At 74.5% G+C, this 21308-nt stretch carries 22 protein-coding genes; 17 read left to right on the top strand and 5 right to left on the bottom strand.

The annotated features are described in order from the left end of the window. The first annotated feature begins 50 nt into the window (after positions 1 to 50). Positions 51 to 3632, top strand: coding sequence for a DNA polymerase III subunit alpha (gene dnaE / locus EDD28_RS16080; protein WP_123740723.1), 3582 nt, complete (start codon positions 51 to 53; stop codon positions 3630 to 3632). A gap of 48 nt (positions 3633 to 3680) precedes the next feature. Here dnaE and EDD28_RS16075 read toward each other — a convergent pair whose 3' ends face one another. Next, the gene (locus EDD28_RS16075) at positions 3681 to 3926 is read right to left on the bottom strand and encodes an RNA-binding S4 domain-containing protein (protein WP_123740722.1); all 246 of its coding nucleotides are present in this window, start codon (positions 3924 to 3926) and stop codon (positions 3681 to 3683) included. 69 nt (positions 3927 to 3995) lie between these two features. On the opposite strand from EDD28_RS16075, the gene EDD28_RS16070 reads away from it, so the two are divergent. Continuing rightward, positions 3996 to 4616: a P-loop NTPase family protein gene (locus EDD28_RS16070; protein ID WP_245968126.1), complete on the top strand. Its 621-nt coding sequence runs from the start codon at positions 3996 to 3998 to the stop codon at positions 4614 to 4616. Positions 4617 to 4672: 56 nt separating this feature from the next. Here EDD28_RS16070 and EDD28_RS16065 read toward each other — a convergent pair whose 3' ends face one another. Next, positions 4673 to 5626, bottom strand: a complete 954-nt coding sequence (locus EDD28_RS16065; protein WP_123740721.1) for a DUF1731 domain-containing protein — start codon at positions 5624 to 5626, stop codon at positions 4673 to 4675. Between the two features lie 111 nt (positions 5627 to 5737). Between EDD28_RS16065 and hisD the strand changes: the two genes are divergently transcribed. The 3 genes from hisD to EDD28_RS16050 all read left to right on the top strand — a co-directional run bounded on the left by hisD (position 5738) and on the right by EDD28_RS16050 (position 7924). Next, on the top strand, positions 5738 to 7075 hold the full coding sequence (gene hisD / locus EDD28_RS16060; protein ID WP_123740720.1) for a histidinol dehydrogenase: 1338 nt from the start codon (positions 5738 to 5740) through the stop codon (positions 7073 to 7075). Positions 7076 to 7079: 4 nt separating this feature from the next. Next, on the top strand, positions 7080 to 7355 hold the full coding sequence (locus tag EDD28_RS16055; protein ID WP_123740719.1) for a putative quinol monooxygenase: 276 nt from the start codon (positions 7080 to 7082) through the stop codon (positions 7353 to 7355). Positions 7356 to 7522: 167 nt separating this feature from the next. Continuing rightward, positions 7523 to 7924 carry a PspC domain-containing protein gene (locus tag EDD28_RS16050; protein WP_123740718.1) on the top strand — a complete coding sequence of 134 codons (402 nt, stop codon included), beginning with the start codon at positions 7523 to 7525 and terminating at the stop codon, positions 7922 to 7924. A 71-nt stretch (positions 7925 to 7995) separates the two neighbouring features. Here the strand turns inward: EDD28_RS16050 and EDD28_RS16045 are convergent, their stop codons facing one another. Continuing rightward, on the bottom strand, positions 7996 to 10410 hold the full coding sequence (locus EDD28_RS16045; RefSeq protein WP_123740717.1) for a RecQ family ATP-dependent DNA helicase: 2415 nt from the start codon (positions 10408 to 10410) through the stop codon (positions 7996 to 7998). Positions 10411 to 10548: 138 nt separating this feature from the next. On the opposite strand from EDD28_RS16045, the gene EDD28_RS16040 reads away from it, so the two are divergent. The 7 genes from EDD28_RS16040 (at position 10549) to EDD28_RS16010 (ending at position 15979) form a co-directional block, all read left to right on the top strand. Further along, a complete protein-coding gene (locus tag EDD28_RS16040; RefSeq protein ID WP_123740716.1) occupies positions 10549 to 11724 on the top strand; it encodes a histidinol-phosphate transaminase in 1176 nt (391 codons plus the stop codon). Beyond that, positions 11721 to 12395, top strand: a complete 675-nt coding sequence (gene hisB / locus EDD28_RS16035) for an imidazoleglycerol-phosphate dehydratase HisB (RefSeq protein WP_123740715.1) — start codon at positions 11721 to 11723, stop codon at positions 12393 to 12395. The genes EDD28_RS16040 and hisB overlap by 4 nt, the downstream gene beginning before the upstream one ends. Positions 12396 to 12464: 69 nt before the next feature. Then, positions 12465 to 12812, top strand: coding sequence for a hypothetical protein (locus tag EDD28_RS16030; RefSeq protein WP_123740714.1), 348 nt, complete (start codon positions 12465 to 12467; stop codon positions 12810 to 12812). A gap of 19 nt (positions 12813 to 12831) precedes the next feature. Continuing rightward, complete coding sequence (locus tag EDD28_RS16025) at positions 12832 to 13608, top strand: hypothetical protein (protein ID WP_123740713.1); 777 nt, start codon at positions 12832 to 12834, stop codon at positions 13606 to 13608. Further along, positions 13605 to 14279, top strand: a complete 675-nt coding sequence (gene hisH, locus EDD28_RS16020; RefSeq protein WP_123740712.1) for an imidazole glycerol phosphate synthase subunit HisH — start codon at positions 13605 to 13607, stop codon at positions 14277 to 14279. The genes EDD28_RS16025 and hisH overlap by 4 nt, the downstream gene beginning before the upstream one ends. Before the next feature lie 67 nt (positions 14280 to 14346). Next, a complete protein-coding gene (priA, locus tag EDD28_RS16015) occupies positions 14347 to 15117 on the top strand; it encodes a bifunctional 1-(5-phosphoribosyl)-5-((5-phosphoribosylamino)methylideneamino)imidazole-4-carboxamide isomerase/phosphoribosylanthranilate isomerase PriA (protein ID WP_123740711.1) in 771 nt (256 codons plus the stop codon). Then, the gene (locus EDD28_RS16010; RefSeq protein ID WP_123740710.1) at positions 15104 to 15979 is read left to right on the top strand and encodes an SseB family protein; all 876 of its coding nucleotides are present in this window, start codon (positions 15104 to 15106) and stop codon (positions 15977 to 15979) included. Before priA ends, EDD28_RS16010 begins: the two co-directional genes overlap by 14 nt. Before the next feature lie 59 nt (positions 15980 to 16038). On the opposite strand, the gene EDD28_RS16005 is transcribed toward EDD28_RS16010, so the two are convergent. Next, entirely contained in the window at positions 16039 to 16824 is a 786-nt protein-coding gene (locus EDD28_RS16005; protein ID WP_123740709.1) for a hypothetical protein, read from the bottom strand. Positions 16825 to 16975: 151 nt separating this feature from the next. Between EDD28_RS16005 and EDD28_RS16000 the strand changes: the two genes are divergently transcribed. Then, the gene (locus EDD28_RS16000; protein WP_123740708.1) at positions 16976 to 17752 is read left to right on the top strand and encodes an alpha/beta hydrolase; all 777 of its coding nucleotides are present in this window, start codon (positions 16976 to 16978) and stop codon (positions 17750 to 17752) included. Here EDD28_RS16000 and EDD28_RS15995 read toward each other — a convergent pair. Further along, positions 17745 to 18104: a DUF1844 domain-containing protein gene (locus EDD28_RS15995; protein WP_123740707.1), complete on the bottom strand. Its 360-nt coding sequence runs from the start codon at positions 18102 to 18104 to the stop codon at positions 17745 to 17747. The genes EDD28_RS16000 and EDD28_RS15995 overlap by 8 nt on opposite strands. 317 nt (positions 18105 to 18421) lie before the next feature. On the opposite strand from EDD28_RS15995, the gene infC reads away from it, so the two are divergent. The 4 genes from infC to EDD28_RS15975 all read left to right on the top strand — a co-directional run bounded on the left by infC (position 18422) and on the right by EDD28_RS15975 (position 21152). Next, positions 18422 to 19396: a translation initiation factor IF-3 gene (gene infC / locus EDD28_RS15990; RefSeq protein WP_245968125.1), complete on the top strand. Its 975-nt coding sequence runs from the start codon at positions 18422 to 18424 to the stop codon at positions 19394 to 19396. 175 nt (positions 19397 to 19571) lie between these two features. Continuing rightward, positions 19572 to 19766 (top strand): 50S ribosomal protein L35, encoded by a 195-nt coding sequence (gene rpmI / locus EDD28_RS15985; RefSeq protein WP_123740705.1) that lies wholly within the window; start codon positions 19572 to 19574, stop codon positions 19764 to 19766. Positions 19767 to 19798: 32 nt separating this feature from the next. Then, positions 19799 to 20185 carry a 50S ribosomal protein L20 gene (gene rplT / locus EDD28_RS15980; protein ID WP_123740704.1) on the top strand — a complete coding sequence of 129 codons (387 nt, stop codon included), beginning with the start codon at positions 19799 to 19801 and terminating at the stop codon, positions 20183 to 20185. A 127-nt stretch (positions 20186 to 20312) separates the two neighbouring features. Next, positions 20313 to 21152, top strand: a complete 840-nt coding sequence (locus tag EDD28_RS15975; RefSeq protein ID WP_123740703.1) for a TrmH family RNA methyltransferase — start codon at positions 20313 to 20315, stop codon at positions 21150 to 21152. Positions 21153 to 21308 lie beyond the last annotated feature (156 nt).

Below are 21308 nucleotides of genomic sequence, written 5' to 3'. Positions count from 1 at the left end.
ACCCCGGGCGAGCCGGCTCAGCACCCCGGCGCCGACGTAGGATCGAGGGCATGTCGGACAGCGTGGGCACCCCAGGAAAAGACTTCGTCCACCTCCACGTCCACTCCGACTACTCGATGCTCGACGGCGCCGCGCGCATCCCCGACCTCATCAGCGAGGTCAAGGCGCAGGAGCAGCAGGCCGTCGCCATCACCGACCACGGCTACCTGTTCGGCGCCTACGACTTCTGGAAGCGGGCGCGCGCCGAGGGCATCAAGCCGATCGTAGGGCTGGAGGCCTACGTCACGCCGGGCACGGCCCGCCAGGACCGCACGCGCGTGCGGTGGGGCGAGCCGCACCAGAAGGACGACGACGTCTCGGGCGGTGGCGCGTACACGCACCTCACCCTGCTGAGCGAGACCACGGCCGGGATGCACAACCTGTTCCGGATGGGGTCCCTGGCCAGCCTCGAGGGCTACTACTTCAAGCCCCGGATGGACCGCGAGCTGCTCCAGCGCTACGCGCCGGGCGTCATCGCGTTCTCCGGCTGCCCGTCGGGGGAGATCCAGACGCGACTCCGGCTGGGCCAGTGGGACGAGGCGGTGCGCGCGGCGGGCGAGCTGCAGGACGTCTTCGGCCGAGAGAACTTCTACATCGAGCTGATGGACCACTCGCTCGAGCTGGAGACGCGCGTGGCCAGCCAGCTCCTCGAGCTCGCCGACCACATCGGCGCCCCGCTCGTGGCGACGAACGACCTCCACTTCGTCCGCGAGGCCGATCACGCGGCCCACGAGCTGCTGCTGTGCATCCAGTCGGGCTCGCTCATGTCGGAGCCGACCTACGAGCAGGGTGGCAGCCGGTTCGCGCTGTCCGGCAACGGCTACTTCGTCCGGTCGAGCGCCGAGATGCGCCGGCTGTTCAAGGAGCTGCCGCAGGCGTGCGACAACACGCTGGAGATCGCCGAGCGGTGCAACGTCGAGTTCACCGAGCAGGTCGGGCGCTACATGCCCCACTTCCCGGTGCCGCCGGGCGAGGACGAGATCTCCCTGTTCGTCAAGGAGGTCGAGCGCGGGCTCGTCCACCGGTTCGGCGAGAGCGTCCCGGACGACGTGCGGACGCAGGCGGCCTACGAGATCGAGGTCATCACGTCGAAGGGGTACGCGGGGTACTACCTCGTCGTCGCGGACTTCATCAACTGGGCCAAGCGCAACGGCATCCGCGTCGGGCCGGGCCGCGGCTCGGGCGCGGGCTCGATGGCGGCCTACGCGATGGGCATCACCGAGCTCGACCCGCTCGCCAACGGTCTCATCTTCGAGCGCTTCCTCAACCCGGAGCGGATGAGCCTCCCGGACTTCGACATCGACTTCGACGAGCGTCGTCGCGGCGAGGTCATCCGGTACGTGACGGAGAAGTACGGCGAGGAGAACGTCGCGTCGATCGTCACCTACGGCACGATCAAGGCGAAGCAGGCGCTCAAGGACGCGGGCCGCGTGCTCGGCTACCCGTTCGCGATGGGCGACCGGCTGACCAAGGCGATGCCGCCGGCCGTCATGGGCAAGGACATCTCGCTCACCGGGATGTTCGACGCCAAGGACAAGCGCTACGCCGAGGCCGGCGAGTTCCGTGCGCTCTACGAGGCCGACCCGGACGCCCGCAAGGTGACGGACGCCGCGAAGGGCATCGAGGGGCTCAAGCGCCAGTGGGGCGTGCACGCCGCCGGCATCATCATCTCCTCCGACCCGCTGCTCGACGTCATCCCGATCATGCGGCGCGAGTCCGACGGCGCGATCATCACCCAGATCGACTTCCCCGCGGGGGAGGACCTCGGCCTGGTCAAGATGGACTTCCTCGGCCTGCGCAACCTCACGATCCTCGAGGACGCGCTGGAGAACATCGGCGTCAACGGCAAGGAGCCGGTCGTCATCGAGGAGGTGCCGCTCGACGACGCGCCGACGTACGCCCTGCTCGGCCGCGGCGACACGCTCGGCGTGTTCCAGCTCGACGGCGGCGGGATGCGGACGCTGCTGCGCCAGATGCGCCCGGACAACTTCGAGGACATCTCGGCCGTCGGCGCCCTGTACCGCCCGGGCCCGATGGGCGCGAACTCGCACACGAACTACGCCCTGCGCAAGAACGGCATGCAGGACATCGAGCCGATCCACCCCGAGCTGGCCGAGCCGCTCGAGGACATCCTCGGCCCCACCTTCGGCCTCATCGTCTACCAGGAGCAGGTGATGGCCATCGCGCAGAAGCTCGCCGGCTACACGCTCGGCGAGGCCGACCTCCTGCGGCGCGCGATGGGCAAGAAGAAGAAGGAGATCCTCGACAAGGAGTACGTGCCGTTCTCCAACGGCATGAAGAGGAACGGCTACTCCGACCGGGCCATCAAGACGCTCTGGGACATCCTCGTCCCGTTCTCCGACTACGCCTTCAACAAGGCCCACTCCGCTGCGTACGGGCTGGTCTCCTACTGGACCGCCTACCTCAAGGCGAACTACCCGACCGAGTACATGGCGGCGCTCCTCACGTCCACCCGGGACGACAAGGACAAGTCGGCGATCTACCTCAACGAGTGCCGCCACCTCGGGATCACGGTGCTCCCGCCGGACGTCAACGCCTCGGCCGGCACGTTCACCCCGGTCGGCGAGGACATCCGGTTCGGCCTCGCCGCCGTGCGCAACGTCGGTCAGAACGTCGTCGACGCCATCGCGACCGCCCGCGAGGAGAAGGGCGCCTTCACCTCCTTCACGGACTTCCTCGACAAGGTGCCGGCCGTCGTCTGCAACAAGCGGACCATCGAGTCGCTCATCAAGGCGGGCGCGTTCGACTCGCTCGGCCACAGCCGCCGCGCGCTCCTGCTCGTCCACGAGCAGGCCGTCGACTCCGTCATCGGCGTCAAGCGCGAGGAGGCGAAGGGTCAGTTCGACCTCTTCTCCGACTTCTTCGGGGGCGACGGCGCCGGGGAGAACCCGGCCGCGTCCGCGTTCTCCGTCGCCGTCCCGGACCTGCCGGAGTGGGACAAGAAGCAGAAGCTCGCCTTCGAGCGTCAGATGCTCGGCCTCTACGTCTCCGACCACCCGCTCGCCGGCGTCGAGCCGATCCTCACCCAGGCCGCCGACGTCTCGATCGCGACGCTGCTGGCGGACGAGCACCGCCCCGACAACTCGACGGTGACGGTGGCCGGCCTCATCACGTCGGTGGCGTCGAAGGTCTCGAAGAACGGCAACCCGTGGTCGATCATCTCGCTCGAGGACCTCGAGGGCTCGATCGAGATCATGTTCTTCGGGGAGACCTACCTCGCGTACTCGCCCTCCCTGAGCGAGGACGCCGTCGTCGTCGTCAAGGGCAAGGTGCGTCGGCGGGACGACTCGATGTCGCTCATGGCGACGGAGGTGTCGATCCCGGACCTCACGGCCGTCGACGGCGCGCCCGTCGCGCTGCGCATCCCGCACGCCCGGTGCATCGAGCCGGTGCTGCGCCAGCTCGAGGAGGTGCTGCGCTCGCACCCGGGCACGAGCGAGGTGCGGCTGCACGTCGCCCAGCCGCAGGGGACGACCGTCATGCGGCTCGACCCGTTCCGGGTCGAGCGGTCGTCGGCGCTGTTCGGGGACCTCAAGGCCCTGCTCGGGCCGAACTGCCTCGCCGTCGGCTAGCGCGCCGGTCGCGCGGCCAGCGCGCCGGTGACGCCCGCGGGCCGGGCCTCAGCCCCCGGTGACGCGGACGACGACGACCCCGCGCGGCAGGCTCACCTCGACGGTGTCGCCGCGGCGGACCTGGCGCCCGCGCCGCTCGTCCACCTCGCCGTTGACGCGGACGGCCTCGTCGGCGAGCAGGAACTTGGCGTCCGTGCCGTCGTCGACGACGCCGGCGAGCTTGAGGAGCTGGCCGAGCCGGATGGTCTCGTCCCGGATCGGCACCTCGGTGGTCGTCGCGTGCTCCTGCGTCATGGGGTCATTCTCCCAGTCCCCGGGCGTTGCCCCGGCGACGAGGCCTCCTCCTCGTCTACGCTCGCACGCGTGGCTGGGACGGACGAGGGCGTCGACGACGGGACGGGCGACGCGGGTGACGCGCGTCGCGGCTCACCCGACCGGCCGCGGAGGATCCGGATCGTCGGGGCCTCGGGCTCGGGCAAGACGACCCTCGCGCGCGAGGCGGCGCGCCGCCTCGGGGTGGCCCACCTCGAGCTCGACGCGACGTTCTGGGACCGGGAGTGGACCTTCCGCGACCTGGCGGACGCCCGACGGCTGGTGACCGAGTTCGCCGCCGCGCACCCGGAGGGCTGGGTGGCCGACGGCAACTGGAGCACGCGGCTCGGTGGGCTGCTCGATCCGGGGACGCCCGGGGGAGCCGACCTCGTCGTCTGGCTCGACCACTCGCGCGTCCGGACGATGGCGCGGGTGGTCGCTCGCACGCTGCGGCGCGGGGTCACGCGCGAGGAGCTGTGGCACGGCAACCGCGAGCGGCCGGCGACGTGGCTGAGCCGGAGCACCGACGACAACGTCATGCTGTTCGCCTGGCGGCAGCACCCGGCCCAGCGGGAGCTGATGGCCCTGCGGGCGGCGGACCCGCACTGGCTGCGGCTGTCCGGGCAGCGGGCGGTCGACGCGTGGCTCGCGTCGCTGCGTCCGCTCGGCTGAGCCGGGGTCCGTCGACGCGGGGTGGGGCGCGTCCCCTCCGGCGCGCGGTCGGTGTCTCAGGCGGCCGGGCCGACGACGTCCGCGAGGGCCTCGTCGAGGTGGTCGAACCGGAATCGGAATCCCGCCGCCGCCAGCACCGCCGACGTGCAGCTGCGGCCCGTCAGGGCGAGCTCGGGGTCCGTGCGCAGCGCGAGCGCGCCGAGCCGCAGCAGCCACGACGGCGTCGGGAGGCCGACCCGGCGACCGACGACGCGACGCAGGCCGGCCATGAGCTCGGCATTGCGCACCGGGTGCGGGGCCGCCGCGACGACGACGCCGTCCGGCAGCTCGACCGGGCCGAGGCCGAGCGCCGAGCGTGCGACGGCGAGCCAGTCGTCCAGGTGGATCCAGGAGAACCACTGCCGGCCCGACCCGACCGGGCCGCCGAGCCCGAGCCGGCTCAGGAGCAGGAGCCGGTCGAGCGCGGGTGTCCCGGGGGCGAGGACGATCGACGTGCGCAGGACGACCAGGTGCTGGGTCGCGGCGCCCTCGACGCTCGCCTCCCAGGGGCGCGCGACCCCGGTCATCTGCGCCAGCCCGGGCTCCGGCAGGGGTGAGCGCTCGTCGAGCCGGCGCTCGCCGGCGTCCGACCAGATGGCGGTCGTGCTGGCCTGCAGCCACCGGGCGACCGGCCGTCCGGCCCCGGTGCTCGCCGCGACGAGGGCGCGGGTGGCGTCGACGCGCGAGCCGCGCAGGTCGGCGATGTTCCGTGCGGTCGGCCGGGCGTCGACGAGGCGCCCGGCGAGGTTGACGACCGCGACGTCCGACGCCGGGTCGCCGCCGGCCGCGGGCTCGGCCTCGAGCTCCGCGGCCCAGGGGCCGACCGTGCGCCCGTCCCAGACCACCTGCCGGTGCGGCAGGTCCCGCGACGGGCTCCGGGTGAGGACGACGACGTCGTGACCGCGCGCCGCGAGGTCCCCGCACAGCGCCCGGCCGAGCGCGCCCGAGCCGCCCGCGACCACGATTCTCATCGCTCCATTCTGGCGGTCCGGCCGGCTCGGCCCGACGAAGCCGCGGGACGGCCCCGGGCGGGGCTGAGACGACCCGATCCGCGCGCGGCCCCGCCGCTAGACTGCTGATCCGTGATCTCCCGAATCGATCTTCGCGGCCGCACGCTCACCTCGGCGCAGCTGCGCCGGGCCGTCCCGCGCGCGGAGCTGGACGTCGAGACGGCCACCGGCGCCGTCGAGCCGATCATCGCCGCCGTCCGCGAGCGCGGTGCCGCGGAGCTGCGCGACCTCGCCGAGCGGTTCGACGGCGTCCGCCCCGAGCACCTGCGCGTGCCGCCCGAGGCGCTGGCCGACGCGCTCGCGTCCCTCGACCCGGAGCTGCGCGCGGCGCTGGAGCTGGCGATCACCCGCGTGCGCGCCGGACACACGGCGCAGCTCCCGCAGGAGCGCTCGGTCGACCTCGGTCCGGGGGCGCAGGTGCGTCAGCGCTGGGTGCCGGTGCGCCGCGTCGGGCTGTACGCCCCGGGCGGGCTCGCGCTGTACCCGTCGAGCGTCGTCATGAACGTCGTCGCGGCCCAGGTCGCGGGCGTCGAGGGCCTCGCCGTCGCGAGCCCGCCGCAGAAGGACAACGACGGCCTGCCCGACCCGACCGTGCTGGCCGCGTGCGCGCTGCTCGGCGTGGACGAGGTCTACGCGGTCGGCGGTGCCCAGGCGATCGCCATGTTCGCGTACGGCGTCGCCGGTGAGGACGCGGCGGACGGTGCCGGCGAGCTGTGCGCACCGGTCGACGTCATCACCGGCCCGGGCAACGTCTACGTCGCCGCGGCCAAGCGCGCCGTCCGGGGGGTCGTCGGCATCGACGCGGAGGCCGGTCCCACGGAGATCGCGATCCTCGCCGACGCCACCGCCGACGCGGACCACGTCGCCGCCGACCTCGTGTCCCAGGCCGAGCACGACCCGAACGCGGCGTCCGTGCTGGTGACCAACTCCGAGGCGCTCGCGGCCGCGGTGGAGGAGCGGCTCGTCGAGCGCGTGGCCGCGACGAAGCACTCCGACCGGGTGCGCGCCGCCCTCGGCGGTCCGCAGTCGGCGATCGTGCTCGTGGACGACGTCGAGCAGGGCCTGGCCGTCGTCGACGCCTACGCGGCTGAGCACCTGGAGATCCAGACGGCCGATGCCGCGGCGCTCGCCGAGCGCGTGCGCTCGGCCGGGGCGATCTTCGTCGGCCCCTACTCGCCGGTGTCGCTCGGCGACTACGTCGCGGGGTCGAACCACGTCCTGCCGACGGGTGGGTGCGCGCACTTCTCCTCGGGTCTCGGCGTCATGAGCTTCATGAAGTCGGTCCAGGTCATCGAGTACACGCGCGACGCGCTGGCCGAGGTCACCGCGCCGCTGGTCGCGCTGTCGGCCGCCGAGGACCTGCCGGCCCACGGCGAGGCGGCCCAGGCGCGCCTGCCCCGGGAGGCCTGACCACGTGCCCGCCGTGCTCCTGAGCGGCCGCCTCGTGTGCCGGGACGAGGTCGAGGCGGCTGCCGTGCGGGACGGGCTGCCTCACCACCTCGAGCTGACCCGCGCCGAGCCGGGTTGCGTGAGCTTCGAGGTCCGCGCGACCGCCGACCCGCTGGTCTGGCTCGTGGAGGAGCTGTTCGTCGACGCCGAGGCGTTCGAGGCGCACACCGTCCGGGCCGCCGCGAGCGAGTGGGGTCGCGCCACGACGGGGATTGAGCGGCGGTACGTCGTCTCGCGCTGAGCCGCGTCCGGTGACGTGGTGCCCACGGTGGGCGGTCGGTGGGCAGCGCACGCTCCAGGCGCCGACTCCCAGCGAACCAGGATCATCCGGTGTGGGGCCGAAGATCAGGGTCGAGTCAGGGGAGTACCTGATGGCCGCGGGGCGGAGCTGGCCGTAGCGTCGTAGCCATGGACAGCATCTTCAACGCCATTCGTTCCACCGGCTTCCGCCGCGGCCCCAAGCCCGTCCTCGGCGGCGTGTGCGCGGGCATCGCCCGCACCCTCGGCATCGAGGCGAACCTGGTGCGGCTCATCGTCGTCGCGCTCATGATCTTCGCCGGGCTGCCCCTTGCGGTGTACCTGGTCGTGTGGATCCTCACCCCGGCCCAGGACGGGTCGATCCCCGCTCAGACGTTCCTGGCGAGCGTCGGCGTCGGCACGACGGGGACGGCCGCGGCGCCCCAGTACCCGACGACGCCGGCCCAGCCCACGCCGGCCCAGCCAGCGGCCCCGGCGCCCATGCCGACGCCGCCGTCCTCGCTCGACCTCCCCGAGGGCGTCCAGAACGTCCCGTACGCCCAGGACCGCTGAGGCCTGACGCCGCCGGCGGCGCCCGACCGTCGCCGGCGGTCACGCGCTGCCGACGGCGCCGCGCTCGAGCGTCACCGCACCCCGAGGACGAACGGGACGACGCCGGCGGCCCCGGCACGGCGCAGCAGCCGGGCGGCGACGGCGAGCGTCCACCCCGAGTCCGTGTAGTCGTCGACGAGCAGGACGGTCCGCCCCGGCAGCCCGTGCAGCGCGGCGTCCGCAAGACCCAGCTCCAACCGGCGCGCCACCGAGGCGAGTCGCTGCGCCGAGTTCACGTCGTGCCGGCCGGGCGGCAGCTCCTCCCGCGGGACCACCTGCCCGACGACGGGCACCCCGAGGATCCCGGCGGCGCCCCTGGCCAGGTGCTCGACCAGCCGCGGTCGCGTCGTCGAGGCGACCGACACCACGCCGTCGATCCGGACCCCCTGCGCGACGAGCCCCTCGACGACCGCCCGTACCGCCGGCCGGAGCCCGGCCGGGACGTCACCGTCGCCGGCCGCTGGTCCCACGGCGTCCCGCACGGCCCCCGAGAGCCCGAGGCCGTCGAGCCGGGCCACCGCGCACCCCGTCTCGGCCCGTTCGTCCGCGTCGATCCGGCCCGCGAGGTCCAGCCCCAGCGTCGACATCCCGGTCGGCCACTGCCGCCGCGGCGTCAGCTCGACCCCGGCCCTGGCCATCGCGACCCGCGTCTCCTCGACCTCCTCGCCCGTCGGCGGCGCCGGGAACCAGGGACCGGCGCACAGGTCGCAGCGCCCGCACCGCCAGCCGGGCGTCAGATCGGGGTCGTCGAGCTGCGCGCGCAGGAACGCTAGCCGGCACGCGTCCGCGCCCGAGTGCGCGGCACCGCCCGGTGCCACGTTCCCGCTCGTGCCCGTCCCCTCGATCGTGCCGTGGCCTCCGGCGGTCTCCGGTGAGCTCCGGTCACCGCCGCCCCGCGAGCCGAGCGCCTCGTAGGCCAGCATCGCCCGCTGCTCGGCCACGCGGGCCGCGGCCACCCGCGCGTACCGGTCGGCGTCGTAGACCCACGGCCGACCGGTCGCGCGCCAGCCTCCGCGAACCTTCTCCACCGCGTCGTCGACGTCGAGCACCGAGAGCACCATCTCCAGGCGCGTGCGACGCAGATCGGTCTCCGTCTCCAGCCGGGCCGTCGAGGCCACCTGGTCCGGCGCGGCATCCAGTGCGGCGAGCACACCGCGCACGGTGTCCTCCGGCGGGAAGGCGAGGGAGCCGAAGTACTCCCAGATCGCCCGGTCCTCGGGACCCGGGGCGAGGATGACGTCGGCCCGCTCGACCGCGCGGCCGGCGCGGCCGATCTGCTGGTAGTACGCGATGGGGGAGGAGGGCGCCCCGAGGTGCACGACGAACGCGAGGTCGCCCTTGTCGAAGCCCATCCCGAGCGCCGACGTCGCCACGAGCGCCTTGACCCGGTTGTGCAGCAGGTCGGCCTCGAGCTGCTCCCGCTCGGCCGGGTCCGTCCGGCCGGTGTAGGCGGCGACCTCGAGCCCGGCGGCCCGGAGCTGGCTCGCCACCTCCTCGGCCGCCGCGACCGTGAGGCAGTACACGATGCCCGACCCGGGCGTCGCCGCCAGGTAGGAGCGCAGCCACGCCACGCGCACGGCGGAGTCGGCCCGCGGGAGGACGCCCAGGCGCAGCGACTCGCGGTCGAGCGAGCCGCGCAGCACCAGCACCTCCGCCTCCCGCCGACTGCCCGCCGTGTTCTCGTCCGTGCCGCCGACCGGGCCACCTGGGCCACCTGGGCCACCCGGCCCCTCGCCCGTCGCGCCCGGGCCCAGCCCGCTCGCGAGCTGCTCCGCCACGTCGTGGCTGACGCGCTCGTTGGCGGTGGCCGTCGTCGCGAGCACGGGCGTCCCCTGCGGGAGCTGGGCGAGCAGCGTGCGGATGCGCCGGTAGTCGGGACGGAAGTCGTGCCCCCAGTCGGAGACGCAGTGCGCCTCGTCCACCACGACCAGCCCGGCGTCCGCGGCGAGCCGGGGGAGGACCTCGGTCCGGAAGGCCGGGTTGTTCAGCCGCTCGGGCGAGCACAGCAGGACGTCGACCTCGCCGGCGGCGATCGCGTCGTGGATCCCGTCCCACTCGGTCACGTTGGCGGAGTTGATCGTGACGGCGCGGATGCCGGCGCGCGACGCGGCGGCGACCTGGTCCCGCATGAGCGCGAGCAGCGGGGAGACGATGACGGTGGGACCGGCCCCCGCCCGGCGCAGCAGGGCGGTCGCCACGAAGTAGACGGCCGACTTGCCCCATCCGGTGCGCTGGACGACGAGCGCACGCCGGTGCCCGGCCACGAGTGCCTCGATCGCGCGCCACTGGTCCTCCCGCAGGCGGGCGTCGTCGCGTCCGACCAGCGCCCGGAGCGCGGCCTCGGCCCGCTCGCGCAGTCCGTCGTCTCCCACGCCCGCGTCGGGACGCGCGCCGCCGGTGGAGTCGGTCGGGCCGGGGGCCGCAGCGTTCGTCGTCGTTCTCGTCATGACACGACCGTACGGGGCACCTCCGACACGACGGCGCCGATGTCGCCCGGGCCGTGGACGACGCCCCGTCGGGCGCCGTCGTGACGCCCTGCGGACAGCGCGCGGCCCGGGGATCGTCCCCGCCTAGACTGTCCGACCGTGAGCACGCAGCCCGAGACCGTCCCCGCCGCGAGCCTGCCGCTGCGTCCCGAGATCGTGGGCGAGGAGCCCTACGGCGCCCCGCAGCTCGACGTCCCGGTGCAGCTCAACGTCAACGAGAACCCCTACCCGCCGAGCGACGCCGTCGTCGCCTCGGTCGCGGCCGCCGTCACCGAGGCGGCCCGGGGGCTCAACCGCTACCCCGACCGCGAGTTCCGGGCGCTGCGCTCGGCGCTCGCGGTCTACCTCGAGCGCGAGGCGGGCGTCACCGGCCTCGACGCCGACCACCTCTGGGCGGCCAACGGCTCCAACGAGGTGATGCTCCACCTGCTCCAGGCCTTCGGCGGCCCCGGCCGCACCGCGCTCAGCTTCGCGCCGACCTACTCGATGTACCCCGAGTACGCGCGCGACACGAGCACGGCGTGGGTCGCCGGCCGGCGCGCGGAGGACTTCACGCTCGACGCCGACCACGCCTGCGAGCTGATCGCGCGGGTGCGCCCCTCCGTCGTCCTCCTGCCGAGCCCGAACAACCCGACCGGAACGGCGCTCCCGCTGGAGACCGTCCGGCGGATCCTCGACGTCGCGCGCACCTCCGGCCCGCTCGACGGGACGGCCGGTGCCACCGACGCCGCGGACCTCCCGGCGACGTCCACCGTCGTCGTCATCGACGAGGCGTACGCCGAGTTCCGGCGGGAGGGCACGCCGAGCGCGCTCACGCTCCTGGCCGACAACCCGCACCTGGCGGTCACGCGCACGATGTCGAAGGCCTTCGGGATGGCCGGCGCCCGGCTCGGCTACCTCGCGGCGGCCCCGGCCCTCGTCGACGCCCTCCGGATCGTGCGCCTGCCCTATCACCTGAGCGCGGTGACGCAGGCCGTCGCGCTGGCCGCGCTGGCGCACACCGACGAGCTCATGGGCCAGGTCGCGGGGCTCCGCGCGGAGCGTGACGCGCTCGTCGACTGGTTCGCCGAGCAGGGCCTCGACGCCGTGCCGAGCGACGCGAACTTCGTCCTGTTCGGTAGGTTCGCGGACAGGGACGCCGTGTGGACGCGGCTGCTGGAGCTGGGAGTGCTCATCCGGCAGAGCGGTCCGGACGGCTGGCTACGGGTGTCCGTCGGGACGCCCGAGGAGACGGCCGCCTTCAAGGCGGCCCTGGTGGAGGTGCTGGGCGCATGAGCGAGCAGGACGGACGGGCCGTCGAGGCCATCGAGGCCGGAGTCGCGCGGGAGGCCGTCGTCGACGGTCGCGCGCACCGCGTCGCGCGGGTGGAGCGGGTGACGCGCGAGTCGACCGTGCTCGTCGAGCTCGATCTCGACGGCACCGGTCAGTGCGACATCGAGACGACGGTCGGGTTCTGGGACCACATGCTCACGGCGCTCGGGACGCACGCGCGGTTCGACCTGCGCGTGCGCGCGAGCGGCGACACGCACATCGACGTCCACCACACCGTCGAGGACACCGCGATCGTGCTCGGCGACGCGCTGCGGCTCGCGCTCGGTGACAAGCAGGGCATCGCGCGCTTCGGCGACGCGCTCGTGCCGCTCGACGAGGCGCTCGCCCAGGCCGTCGTCGACATCTCGGGCCGGCCCTACTGCGTCCACTCCGGCGAGCCGGAGGGGCAGGAGTACCACCTCATCGGCGGTCACTTCACGGGCTCGCTCACGCGGCACGTCCTGGAGTCGCTCGCCCTGCACGCCGGCATCTGCCTCCACGTGCGGGTGCTGGCCGGCCGCGACCCCCACCACATCGTCGAGGCCCAGTTCAAGGCGCTCGCCCGCGCGCTGCGCGCCGCCGTCGCGCCCGACGAGCGCGTCGTCGGCGTGCCCTCGACCAAGGGCGCCCTGTAGCGACCGGCGGCGCGCGGGACGCGTGCCACGGCCCCCGCGGGGCGTCTCTGACGGGCGTACGGTGACGGGATGAGCGACATCACAGTGAACGAGGCGGGCGTCGAGCACGCCCGCGGGCTCATCGAGGCGGGCCGCGTCGTCCGCGACCGTGACGACTGGCGCGCGGTGAACCCGGACGCCGCGACGGCTGATGCCTTCATCGAGCGGCACGGCTACGCTGCCTATGGCCGGTGGCACCTCGGGATCGACCCCGGGGCGGACCCGGAGACGAAGGCCGCCTACTCTTTCCCGTACGGCGACTTCGAGGACGTGCACACCTCCGGTCTGCTGGCCGCGCAGGAGCGCGCCGCGCAGTGGGACCACGACGGCATCGCCTCGGTGGCCCGCGAGCTGCTCGCCCTCGCTGACAGCGACTGACGACCCGGCAAGGACCCGCATGACAGCATCACCCCCCGACGACCCCACGGGCTCCGGCGACCTGCCGGAGCTCCCGGGGTGGCCGGACGACATCGTCGTGCCGGACGACCTCTCCGCGCTGTTCGCCGACGAGACCGACGGTGACGGGGGCGACGCCGCCCGACCGACCGGTACGCCCGACCCGGCACCCGGGAGCGCAACCGCCGACCCGGTCGACCCGGCACCCGGGAGCGCGGCCGCCGCCGCGGACGGCGACCCGGCCGACCCGGCCGCTGACGCCGAGCCGGTCGTGCGGACGACCGCCGTCGTCCTCACCCGCGTCAAGCAGGCGAAGGTGCTCGCCGGCCTCATGGCGCTCGCGGGGATCGACGCCGCCGTCGTCCCCTCGACCCGCGGAGCGATCGCCGTGCGCTACGTCGAGCAGGACGCGGCGGACGTCGGCCCGGCCGAGGCCCTCAGCGGCATCCCGGTCGAGGCCGAGGCGCTGGGCGCCGCGCTCTCGGTCGCGACGCGCGCCGAGACGGTGCTGCTCGCGGCCCGCGTCAACGACGTCGACGGCGAGATCACCGGCCAGGTCCGCGCCCGCGCCTACCGCGGCGGCCAGATCGTCCAGGAGCCCCCGCCGGGGCTCGTGCTGGCCGGCGCCGACGCGGTGGCCGAGCGCCTCCTCATCGGGGTGGTCCAGGCGCCCGAGGTCGCCGGCTACATCAGCTCGACCGACCTCGGCTCGTCCGGCTCCCCGCGCCCCGGCCGCTCGTTCTTCGGTCGGCGCCGTCGCGGCGAGGAGGAGGCGTGAGCCGCGCCCGCCCCGGCGTCGTCGTTCTCGACTACGGCTCGGGCAACACGCACTCGGCCGTGCGCGCGCTGGAGCGCGCCGGCGCCGACGTCACCCTGACGGCGGACCCCGAGCTCGTCGCGCGGGCCGACGGCCTCGTCGTGCCGGGGGTCGGCGCGTTCGCCGCCGTCATGGAGCAGCTGGCCGCGGTCGGCGGCCCGCGGATGATCGAGCGCCGGCTTGCCGGCGGCCGCCCGGTCCTCGGGATCTGCGTCGGCATGCAGGTGATGTTCGTGTCCGGGGTCGAGCACGGCGAGCAGAGCGACGGCCTCGCGCAGTGGCCGGGCGTGGTCGAGCTGCTCGACGCGCCGATCGTGCCGCACATGGGCTGGTCGACCGTCGAGGCCGCGCCGGACTCGCGCCTGTTCCGGGGGATCGAGGACGAGCGGTTCTACTTCGTGCACTCCTACGGCGTGCAGACCGACCCCGCGGCCGCGTTCGCCGCGCAGGGCGAGTCGCCGCTGCGGCTCCCGCTGGTCACCTGGGCCGAGCACGGCGTTCCCGGACGCTCCAGCCGGTTCGTCGCCGCGGTCGAGAACGGACCGCTCGCCGCGACGCAGTTCCACCCCGAGAAGTCCGGTGACGCGGGGGCCCGCCTCCTGCGCAACTGGGTCGAGGGGCTCCTCCCCTGACCGGAGCGCGACCGCGCCCCGACCACGCAGTACCACCACGACCACGACGACGAAGGATGTCCACCGCATGACCACGCCAGCGCCGGTTCTCGAGCTGCTCCCGGCCGTCGACGTCACCGAGGGGCGAGCCGTCCAGCTCGTCCAGGGCGTCGCCGGCAGCGGGGGGGACTACGGCGACCCGTACGAGGCCGCCCTGCGCTGGGTCGACGCCGGCGCGCCGTGGCTGCACCTCGTCGACCTCGACGCCGCCTTCGGCCGCGGGTCGAACCACGAGCTCCTCGCCACGATCGTCGAGCGGCTCTCCGACCGCATCCAGGTGGAGCTCTCGGGCGGCATCCGGGACGACGCCTCGCTGCGCCGGGCGCTCGGGACGGGCGTGCGCCGGGTCAACATCGGGACGGCCGCGCTCGAGGACCCGGAGTGGACCGCCCGCGTCATCGGCGAGTTCGGCGACCGCATCGCCATCGGGCTCGACGTCCGCGGCACGCGGCTCGCCGCGCGCGGCTGGACCCGCGAGGGCGGGGAGCTGGACGACGTGCTGGGCCAGCTCGAGGCCGCCGGGTGCGCGCGCTACGTCGTCACCGACGTGACGAAGGACGGCACGCTGCGCGGACCGAACCTCGACCTCCTGCGCTACGTCTGCGAGCGCACGGACTCCCCGGTCGTCGCCTCCGGCGGCGTCTCGACGCTGGAGGACCTGCGCCAGATCCGCACGCTCGTCCCGATCGGCGTCGAGGGCGCGATCGTCGGGACGGCGCTGTACGCCGGGGCGTTCACGATCGAGGAGGCGATCGAGGTCGCCGAGGGACCCGTGGGGGCCGACGATGCCGCTCGCTGACTTCCTGCCCCGGACGGGTCAGGAGCGCGGCAAGGAGCTGCCGCCGGTCTCGCCGTTCGCCGGCGACGACGGGTCCTGCCCGGCCGAGCTCGCCGCCGCCTTGGCCCTGACCGGCGCCGAGCGGCTGCGCGCCGTCGTCGCGGCCCTCGCCTCGGCGCGGGTGCTCGTGCCGGTCGTCGCGCACGAGGAGAGCGACCACGACGCCGACGTGCGCGAGCGGCTCACCGGTCATCGCGAGCGGCGCCGGTCCGCCGGTCTCGTCGTGCTGGACGACACCGGCGGCTCGGCCGACGGGGACGCGACGGCGCTGGAGGCAGCGGCTCCCGGCGCGCAGGAGGAGGCCGCGAGCTGCCACGACGGCGAGCGCCGGGCCTCCGCGTCGATGGTGACGGTCCGCACGCCCGACGGTCGCGAGGCGCTGCCCGTGTTCAGCTCGGTGGCCGCGCTGGGCCGGTGGCGCCGGGACGCCCGCCCCACGCCGCACACGGCCGTCCGGGCCGCGATGGCGGCCGTCGACGAGGCGGGCGGCGTGCTCGTGATCGACGCCGGCTCGCCGTCCCCCGTCCTGGTGCCCCGACCGGCGGTCTGGGCGCTCGCGCGCGGCGAGGAGTGGGTGCCGGCCGTCGAGGACGCCGGTGTGGTCGAGGCCGTCCGCTCCACCGTGCTGGCGGTGCCGGGCGTCCGGCACGCCGCGGTCGAGCCCGGCGCGCGGGCCGAGGTCAAGGTCGTGCTGGGCGTCGTCCCGGGGCTCACCCGCGAGCAGGTGCAGCACGTGGCCGGCGCGGTCGCGTCCGCGCTGGGGGAGAGCGTCGTCGTCGCGGAGCGGGTCGACTCCCTGGAGCTGGCGCTCACCACCGCCTGATCCGGGCGGACCCGCTCCGGCCGGTCTCCGGTGGACGCGGGCGGGCGGGCCGTCCGGTGCTACCTGGCGCCGAGCGTGCCGAGGATCGTGCGCTCGGTCGCCCCGACCGTCTCGCCGACGGCCCTGGCCCCGAGACCACCGAGCTCGAGCGCCGTGGCGGAGGCGATCCGCGCCCCGTCGACGGCCGCGTCGGTTGCCCGGCGCGCGAACGCCCCGAACGCGCCGGCGGTCGTCCCTGCCGCCGAGGCGAAGGCCGAGCTCGTCGCCGTCGCCACCGTGCTCGCCGTGTCGGCCGCCGCGCCGATCGCCGCGTCGACGGTGGTGGAGGTGGCCTCGACGGCCCGCCCGAACGCTCCGGCGGCCTGGCCGCCGAGCGTGGTCATCGTGCTCGCCGCCGTGTCGGCCATCCGGGTCGCCCCGCCCGTGACCGAGCGGGCCACGGCCACGGAGGCGATCGCCGCGACGACGCAGGAGGCAAGCGCCGCCGCCCCGAGGATGACGAGGTTCGCGTCCACCGCCGGCTTCCAGGTCGTCCGGCCGTTCTCGACGACGTAGGCGCCCGCTGGCCAGCCGAGGACACCGAAGCCGCCCCCGACGCCGCTGCCCCCGGCGATGTCGTCGCCGTCCGCAGGGACGCCCTCGGCCGGGTCGCCGTCCGGGGTCGCGGCGCGGTCGGGCTCGCCCTCCCCGCCGCCGAAGCCGTGGGCGCCGATGACCGTCGCGACGGGGATGATCGTGGTCTCGCCGGCCGTGATCGGCTCGCCGTAGACGCGGCTCACGCTGAGCGCCTTCGACGCGGCCTCGGTGAGCGCGATGAGCGGGCGGGCGAGGGCTGCGAGGGACATCGGGACCTCCGGGACGACGGTGACGGGCGGCGGTGCGGCTACGCGGCCGAGGCTAGCCGCTGCGTCCGACACACACGCGGAGAACCGCCGCGCGTCCGTGAGCCGCCGCCCGCGAGCCGACCGAGCGGACGCGATGCGCGAGACTCCTGGCATGGCCCTCGCGCTCACCCATGTCACGTCCGACGCCCTTCTCATGAGCACGTCCCTCGCGGTCGTGCTGCCCCAGACGGAGTCGGTCGAGCCCCCGCCCGTCCTCTACCTGCTGCACGGGCTGTCGGACGACGACACGGCGTGGGTGCGCCGCTCGTCGATCGAGCGGTACGCGCAGGACCGGGGGATCGCGGTCGTCATGCCGCGCGTCGAGCGGAGCTTCTACCAGGACATGGCGCACGGCGAGCGGTACTGGACGTACGTGAGCGAGGAGCTGCCCCGGATCGTCCGGAGCCTGTTCCGGGTCTCCGACCGCCGCGAGGACACCTTCGTCGCCGGTCTCTCGATGGGCGGCTACGGGGCGATGCGGCTGGCGCTCCTGCGGCCGGAGCTGTTCGCGGCGGCCGCGAGCCTGTCCGGGGCGCTCGACATGGCCGACCCGGAGATGCCGCGTCAGCGCCCCGACCTGTACGAGAACGCGTTCGGCGGCCGGGAGATCGCGGGGACGGACGCCGACCTCCACGCGCTCCTGGCGCGGGCGACGCCGGCGGACACGCCCCGGCTGTTCGTCGCGTGCGGGACGGAGGACGACCTGTGGGGGATGCAGCAGCCGTTCGTCGATGCCGCCAGGGCGCGCGGGCTCGACGTCACGCACCTGTGGAGCGCGGGCGAGCACGACTGGCCCTACTGGGACGCGCGGATCCAGGACGTCCTCGACTGGCTGCCGATCCGCAGCCGAGCCGGCCGGCGGGACGAGGACGCGGCAGGCGTCAGCTGACGGGGCCGGTCCACTTCTCGCCCGGGCCGTCGCCGGGGGCGTCGGGGAAGGGGGAGGCCTCGCGGAACGCGAGCTGGAGCGAGCGCAGCCCGTCCCGGATCGGGCGGGCGTGCCGGTCGCCGATCTCGGGAGCGCCGGCCGTGACCAGCCCGGCGAGCGCCGTGATGATCTTGCGGGCCTCGGCGAGATCCTTGAGGTCCTCGCCTCGCACGCCGTCCTCGTCGGGCGCGAGCCCGCACTTGACGGCGGCGGCGCTCATGAGGTGGATCGCGGCGGACCCGATGATCTCGACGGCGGTGGCCTCCGCGATGTCGATGGTGGGGGAGTCGGGCAGCTCGGTGGGGTCGGTCACGTCTGGTAGTCTTTCACGTTGACCAGCCGATCATCGGCCGGGTGCTCGACGTGCACGCCACGTGAGAGCCCAGCCGCGTCGGTGCGCAAGCGGAGATCCTCCCACCTCGTTCCCGTCCCGGGAGCAGGTCCCAGGTCGGACGGCCCGGCGGCCTCGTCGCCACCGGTCGTCCACGTGTTCCCACCGCGGTGGGAACACGACCTGAAGGCCTCCGCGTGCGCTCGCACCCGGGGGCCTTTCCCGTGTGCGGGGTCGATCGATCACGAGACCCCTAGGAGCACAGCATCAGCGAGCCCCGCATCAACGATCGGATCCGCGTGCCGGAGGTACGTCTGGTCGGCCCGAACGGTGAGCAGGTCGGCATCGTTCGCGTCGAGGACGCGCTTCGCCTGGCCGAGGAGGCCGACCTCGACCTCGTCGAGGTCGCCCCGGACGCGCGACCCCCGGTCTGCAAGCTCATGGACTTCGGCAAGTTCAAGTACGAGGCGGCCCAGAAGGCGCGCGACGCGCGACGCAACCAGGCCAACACCGTGCTGAAGGAGATCCGGTTCCGGCTCAAGATCGATCCGCACGACTACGCCACCAAGAAGGGCCACGTCGAGCGGTTCCTCAAGGCGGGGGACAAGGTCAAGGTCATGATCATGTTCCGCGGCCGGGAGCAGTCCCGCCCGGAGATGGGCATGCGGCTGCTGCAGCGGCTGGCCGAGGAGATCGCCGAGCTCGGGACCGTCGAGTCCTCGCCGCGACTCGACGGCCGCAACATGACGATGGTCATCGCGCCGACCAAGCGCAAGGTGGAGGCGATGCAGGAGCAGCGCAAGGTCCGGGCCGAGCGCCAGGCCGAGCGTGAGCAGGCTCCGCGGCACGGCCGGGCCGAGCGCCAGGCCGGGCAGGACCAGCGCGCCGACGAGACGCCCGAGGCGGCCGAGGCCACCCGCGAGGTGATCGAGTCGGTCGAGGTGGTGGAGAACCAGGCGCCGGCCCCGGTCGCGGCTGCTCCGGCGGAGACGGCGCCGGCCGAGTCCGCGGCTCCGAAGGCTCCGGCAGCCCCCAGGGCAGCTAAGGCTCCCGCGGCTCCGCGGGCCGCAGCGCCCCGAGCCGCCGCCGCCAAGCCCGCAGCGGCGAAGGCTCCGAAGGAGTCCGACGCGACCGAGGCTGCCGGGACGGGCACGCCCGCGACGCCCAAGCCCGCGGCCGCACCCCGACCGGCGGCGCCGAAGCCGAAGGCGGCTCCGGCCGCCCCGCGCTCGAGCTCCGCGACGGGTTCGCCGAAGCCCGGTCCGCGCGCCTGACGGCACGCGACGACACCCGCACCGTCGGCATCGACGGTGCACCGGCCGCGTCGAGGTCCGCCTCGACGCAGCCACGAGGACGCGGTCCCGCCCGTGCTGGCGGGACCACAGCAGGACCAGCACGACGTGCATCCGGAGGGTCTCCTCCGGGTGCCAGGACGACAGGAATGGCGAGATGCCGAAGAACAAGACGCACTCCGGTGCGAAGAAGCGCTTCCGCGTGACGGGGAGCGGCAAGATCATGCGCGAGCAGACGGGTGTGCGTCACCTCAACGAGCACAAGACCTCGACTCGGAAGCGCCGGCTGTCCTCCGATGTCGTCGTCGACGCTGCAGACGTCCGCAAGGCCAAGAAGCTTCTCGGCCGCTGACGCGGGCCTGAGACTAGAAGAAGGAGACTCACGTGGCACGCGTGAAGCGGGCGGTCAACGCCCAGAAGAAGCGCCGGGTCGTTCTCGAGCAGGCCTCCGGCTACCGCGGTCAGCGGTCGCGCCTGTACCGCAAGGCCAAGGAGCAGGTCACCCACTCGCTCGGCTACGCCTACCGGGACCGTCGCGCCCGCAAGGGTGACTTCCGCCGGCTGTGGATCCAGCGTGTCAACGCTGCGGCCCGCGCCAACGGCATCACCTACAACCGGTTCATCCAGGGCCTCAAGGCCGCGGAGATCGAGGTCGACCGTCGCATGCTCGCCGAGCTCGCGGTCAACGACGCGGCCGCGTTCACGGCCCTCGTCGAGCTCGCCAAGGCGGCGCTCCCCGAGGACGTCAACGCTCCGAGGTCGGCGGCCTGAGCTCCGAGAGCTCCAGCGCACCAGCGCCATCGACGCGGCCCGTCCCCACCCCGGGGGCGGGCCGCGTTCGTGTGCGGGCGACGTCGACGGCGGCGCCGGGGCGGGATGGAAGACTGCTCCCGTGCCCATGACCTCGCCCCTGACCAACCCGCGCGCCGAGCGTGTCCGCGCCGTCGGCCAGCTCGCCCAGCGCGCGGCCCGCGACAGGTCGGGGCGCATGCTCGTCGAGGGCCCGCAGGCCGTCCGCGAGGCCGTCCGGTTCGCCGCGGCTCGCGTCCGCGACCTGTACGTCGGTTCCGACGCGCTGACCCGGTGGCGGGAGATCATCGACGAGGCGCTGGCCGCCGACCTCTACGTCCACCCGTGCGACCCCGAGGTCCTCGTGCGCATGTCAGGCGACGCGCAGGGGATCCTCGCCGTCGTCGATCGGGCGGAGGCGACGCTGGCGGACGTCCTGGCGGCCGGCACCGACGGGGGAGGCCGCGACGCTGAGCCGGCGGACGGCCCCCGGCTCGTCGTGGTGTGCGAGGCCCTGGCCGACCCTGGCAACGCCGGGACGATCATCCGCGCGGCCGACGCCGCCGGGGCCGACGGCGTCGTCCTCACGGCCGGCAGCGTCGACGTCACGTCCCCCAAGGTCGTCCGGTCCAGCGCGGGATCGGTGTTCCACCTGCCCGTCGTGCGCGGGCCCGGTCTGGCCGAGACGGTCGATGCGCTGCGGGGCGCCGGCCTCACGATCCTCGCCGCGGACGGCGACGGAGCCGTGGACGTCGAGACCACCGACCTGCTGAGCCGCCCGACCGCCTGGGTCATGGGGAACGAGGCGCACGGCATCTCGGACGACGCGCGGGGGATGGCCGACGCCGTCGTGTCGATCCCGCTGCGCGGCCACGCCGAGAGCCTCAACGTCGCGATGGCGGCCACGGTCGTGCTGTACGCGTCCTCGCGCGCGCACGCCGGCCGCTGAGCCGCCCGGGCGAGCCTCTAGTCCATAGCCCGTCGTCCACAGGCGGAACGGTCGCGGGGTCCGACGTGGCAGGATTGACCCGTGTCCAGCCCACGTGTCGCACGCCGATTTCGGTAGCCCGGGCTCTCATCCGCCGCCGCGCGAGGGATGACCCGG

Source organism: Salana multivorans (assembly GCF_003751805.1).
Classification (GTDB): domain Bacteria; phylum Actinomycetota; class Actinomycetes; order Actinomycetales; family Beutenbergiaceae; genus Salana; species Salana multivorans.
The sequence above is the reverse complement of the archived record's forward strand: the minus strand, read 5'-3'. Positions and strand labels throughout refer to the sequence as shown.

Bases quoted from the DNA above. Each gene is read 5' to 3' on its own strand.
- dnaE (WP_123740723.1), top strand. From the start codon at position 51: ATGTCGGACAGCGTGGGCACCCCAGGAAAAGACTTCGTCCACCTCCAC.
- EDD28_RS16075 (WP_123740722.1), bottom strand. From the start codon at position 3,926: ATGACGCAGGAGCACGCGACGACCACCGAGGTGCCGATCCGGGACGAG.
- EDD28_RS16065 (WP_123740721.1), bottom strand. From the start codon at position 5,626: ATGAGAATCGTGGTCGCGGGCGGCTCGGGCGCGCTCGGCCGGGCGCTG.
- EDD28_RS16050 (WP_123740718.1), top strand. From the start codon at position 7,523: ATGGACAGCATCTTCAACGCCATTCGTTCCACCGGCTTCCGCCGCGGC.
- EDD28_RS16045 (WP_123740717.1), bottom strand. From the start codon at position 10,410: ATGACGAGAACGACGACGAACGCTGCGGCCCCCGGCCCGACCGACTCC.
- hisB (WP_123740715.1), top strand. From the start codon at position 11,721: ATGAGCGAGCAGGACGGACGGGCCGTCGAGGCCATCGAGGCCGGAGTC.
- EDD28_RS16030 (WP_123740714.1), top strand. From the start codon at position 12,465: ATGAGCGACATCACAGTGAACGAGGCGGGCGTCGAGCACGCCCGCGGG.
- EDD28_RS16025 (WP_123740713.1), top strand. From the start codon at position 12,832: ATGACAGCATCACCCCCCGACGACCCCACGGGCTCCGGCGACCTGCCG.
- priA (WP_123740711.1), top strand. From the start codon at position 14,347: ATGACCACGCCAGCGCCGGTTCTCGAGCTGCTCCCGGCCGTCGACGTC.
- EDD28_RS16010 (WP_123740710.1), top strand. From the start codon at position 15,104: ATGCCGCTCGCTGACTTCCTGCCCCGGACGGGTCAGGAGCGCGGCAAG.
- EDD28_RS16005 (WP_123740709.1), bottom strand. From the start codon at position 16,824: ATGTCCCTCGCAGCCCTCGCCCGCCCGCTCATCGCGCTCACCGAGGCC.
- EDD28_RS16000 (WP_123740708.1), top strand. From the start codon at position 16,976: ATGGCCCTCGCGCTCACCCATGTCACGTCCGACGCCCTTCTCATGAGC.
- rpmI (WP_123740705.1), top strand. From the start codon at position 19,572: ATGCCGAAGAACAAGACGCACTCCGGTGCGAAGAAGCGCTTCCGCGTG.
- EDD28_RS15975 (WP_123740703.1), top strand. From the start codon at position 20,313: ATGACCTCGCCCCTGACCAACCCGCGCGCCGAGCGTGTCCGCGCCGTC.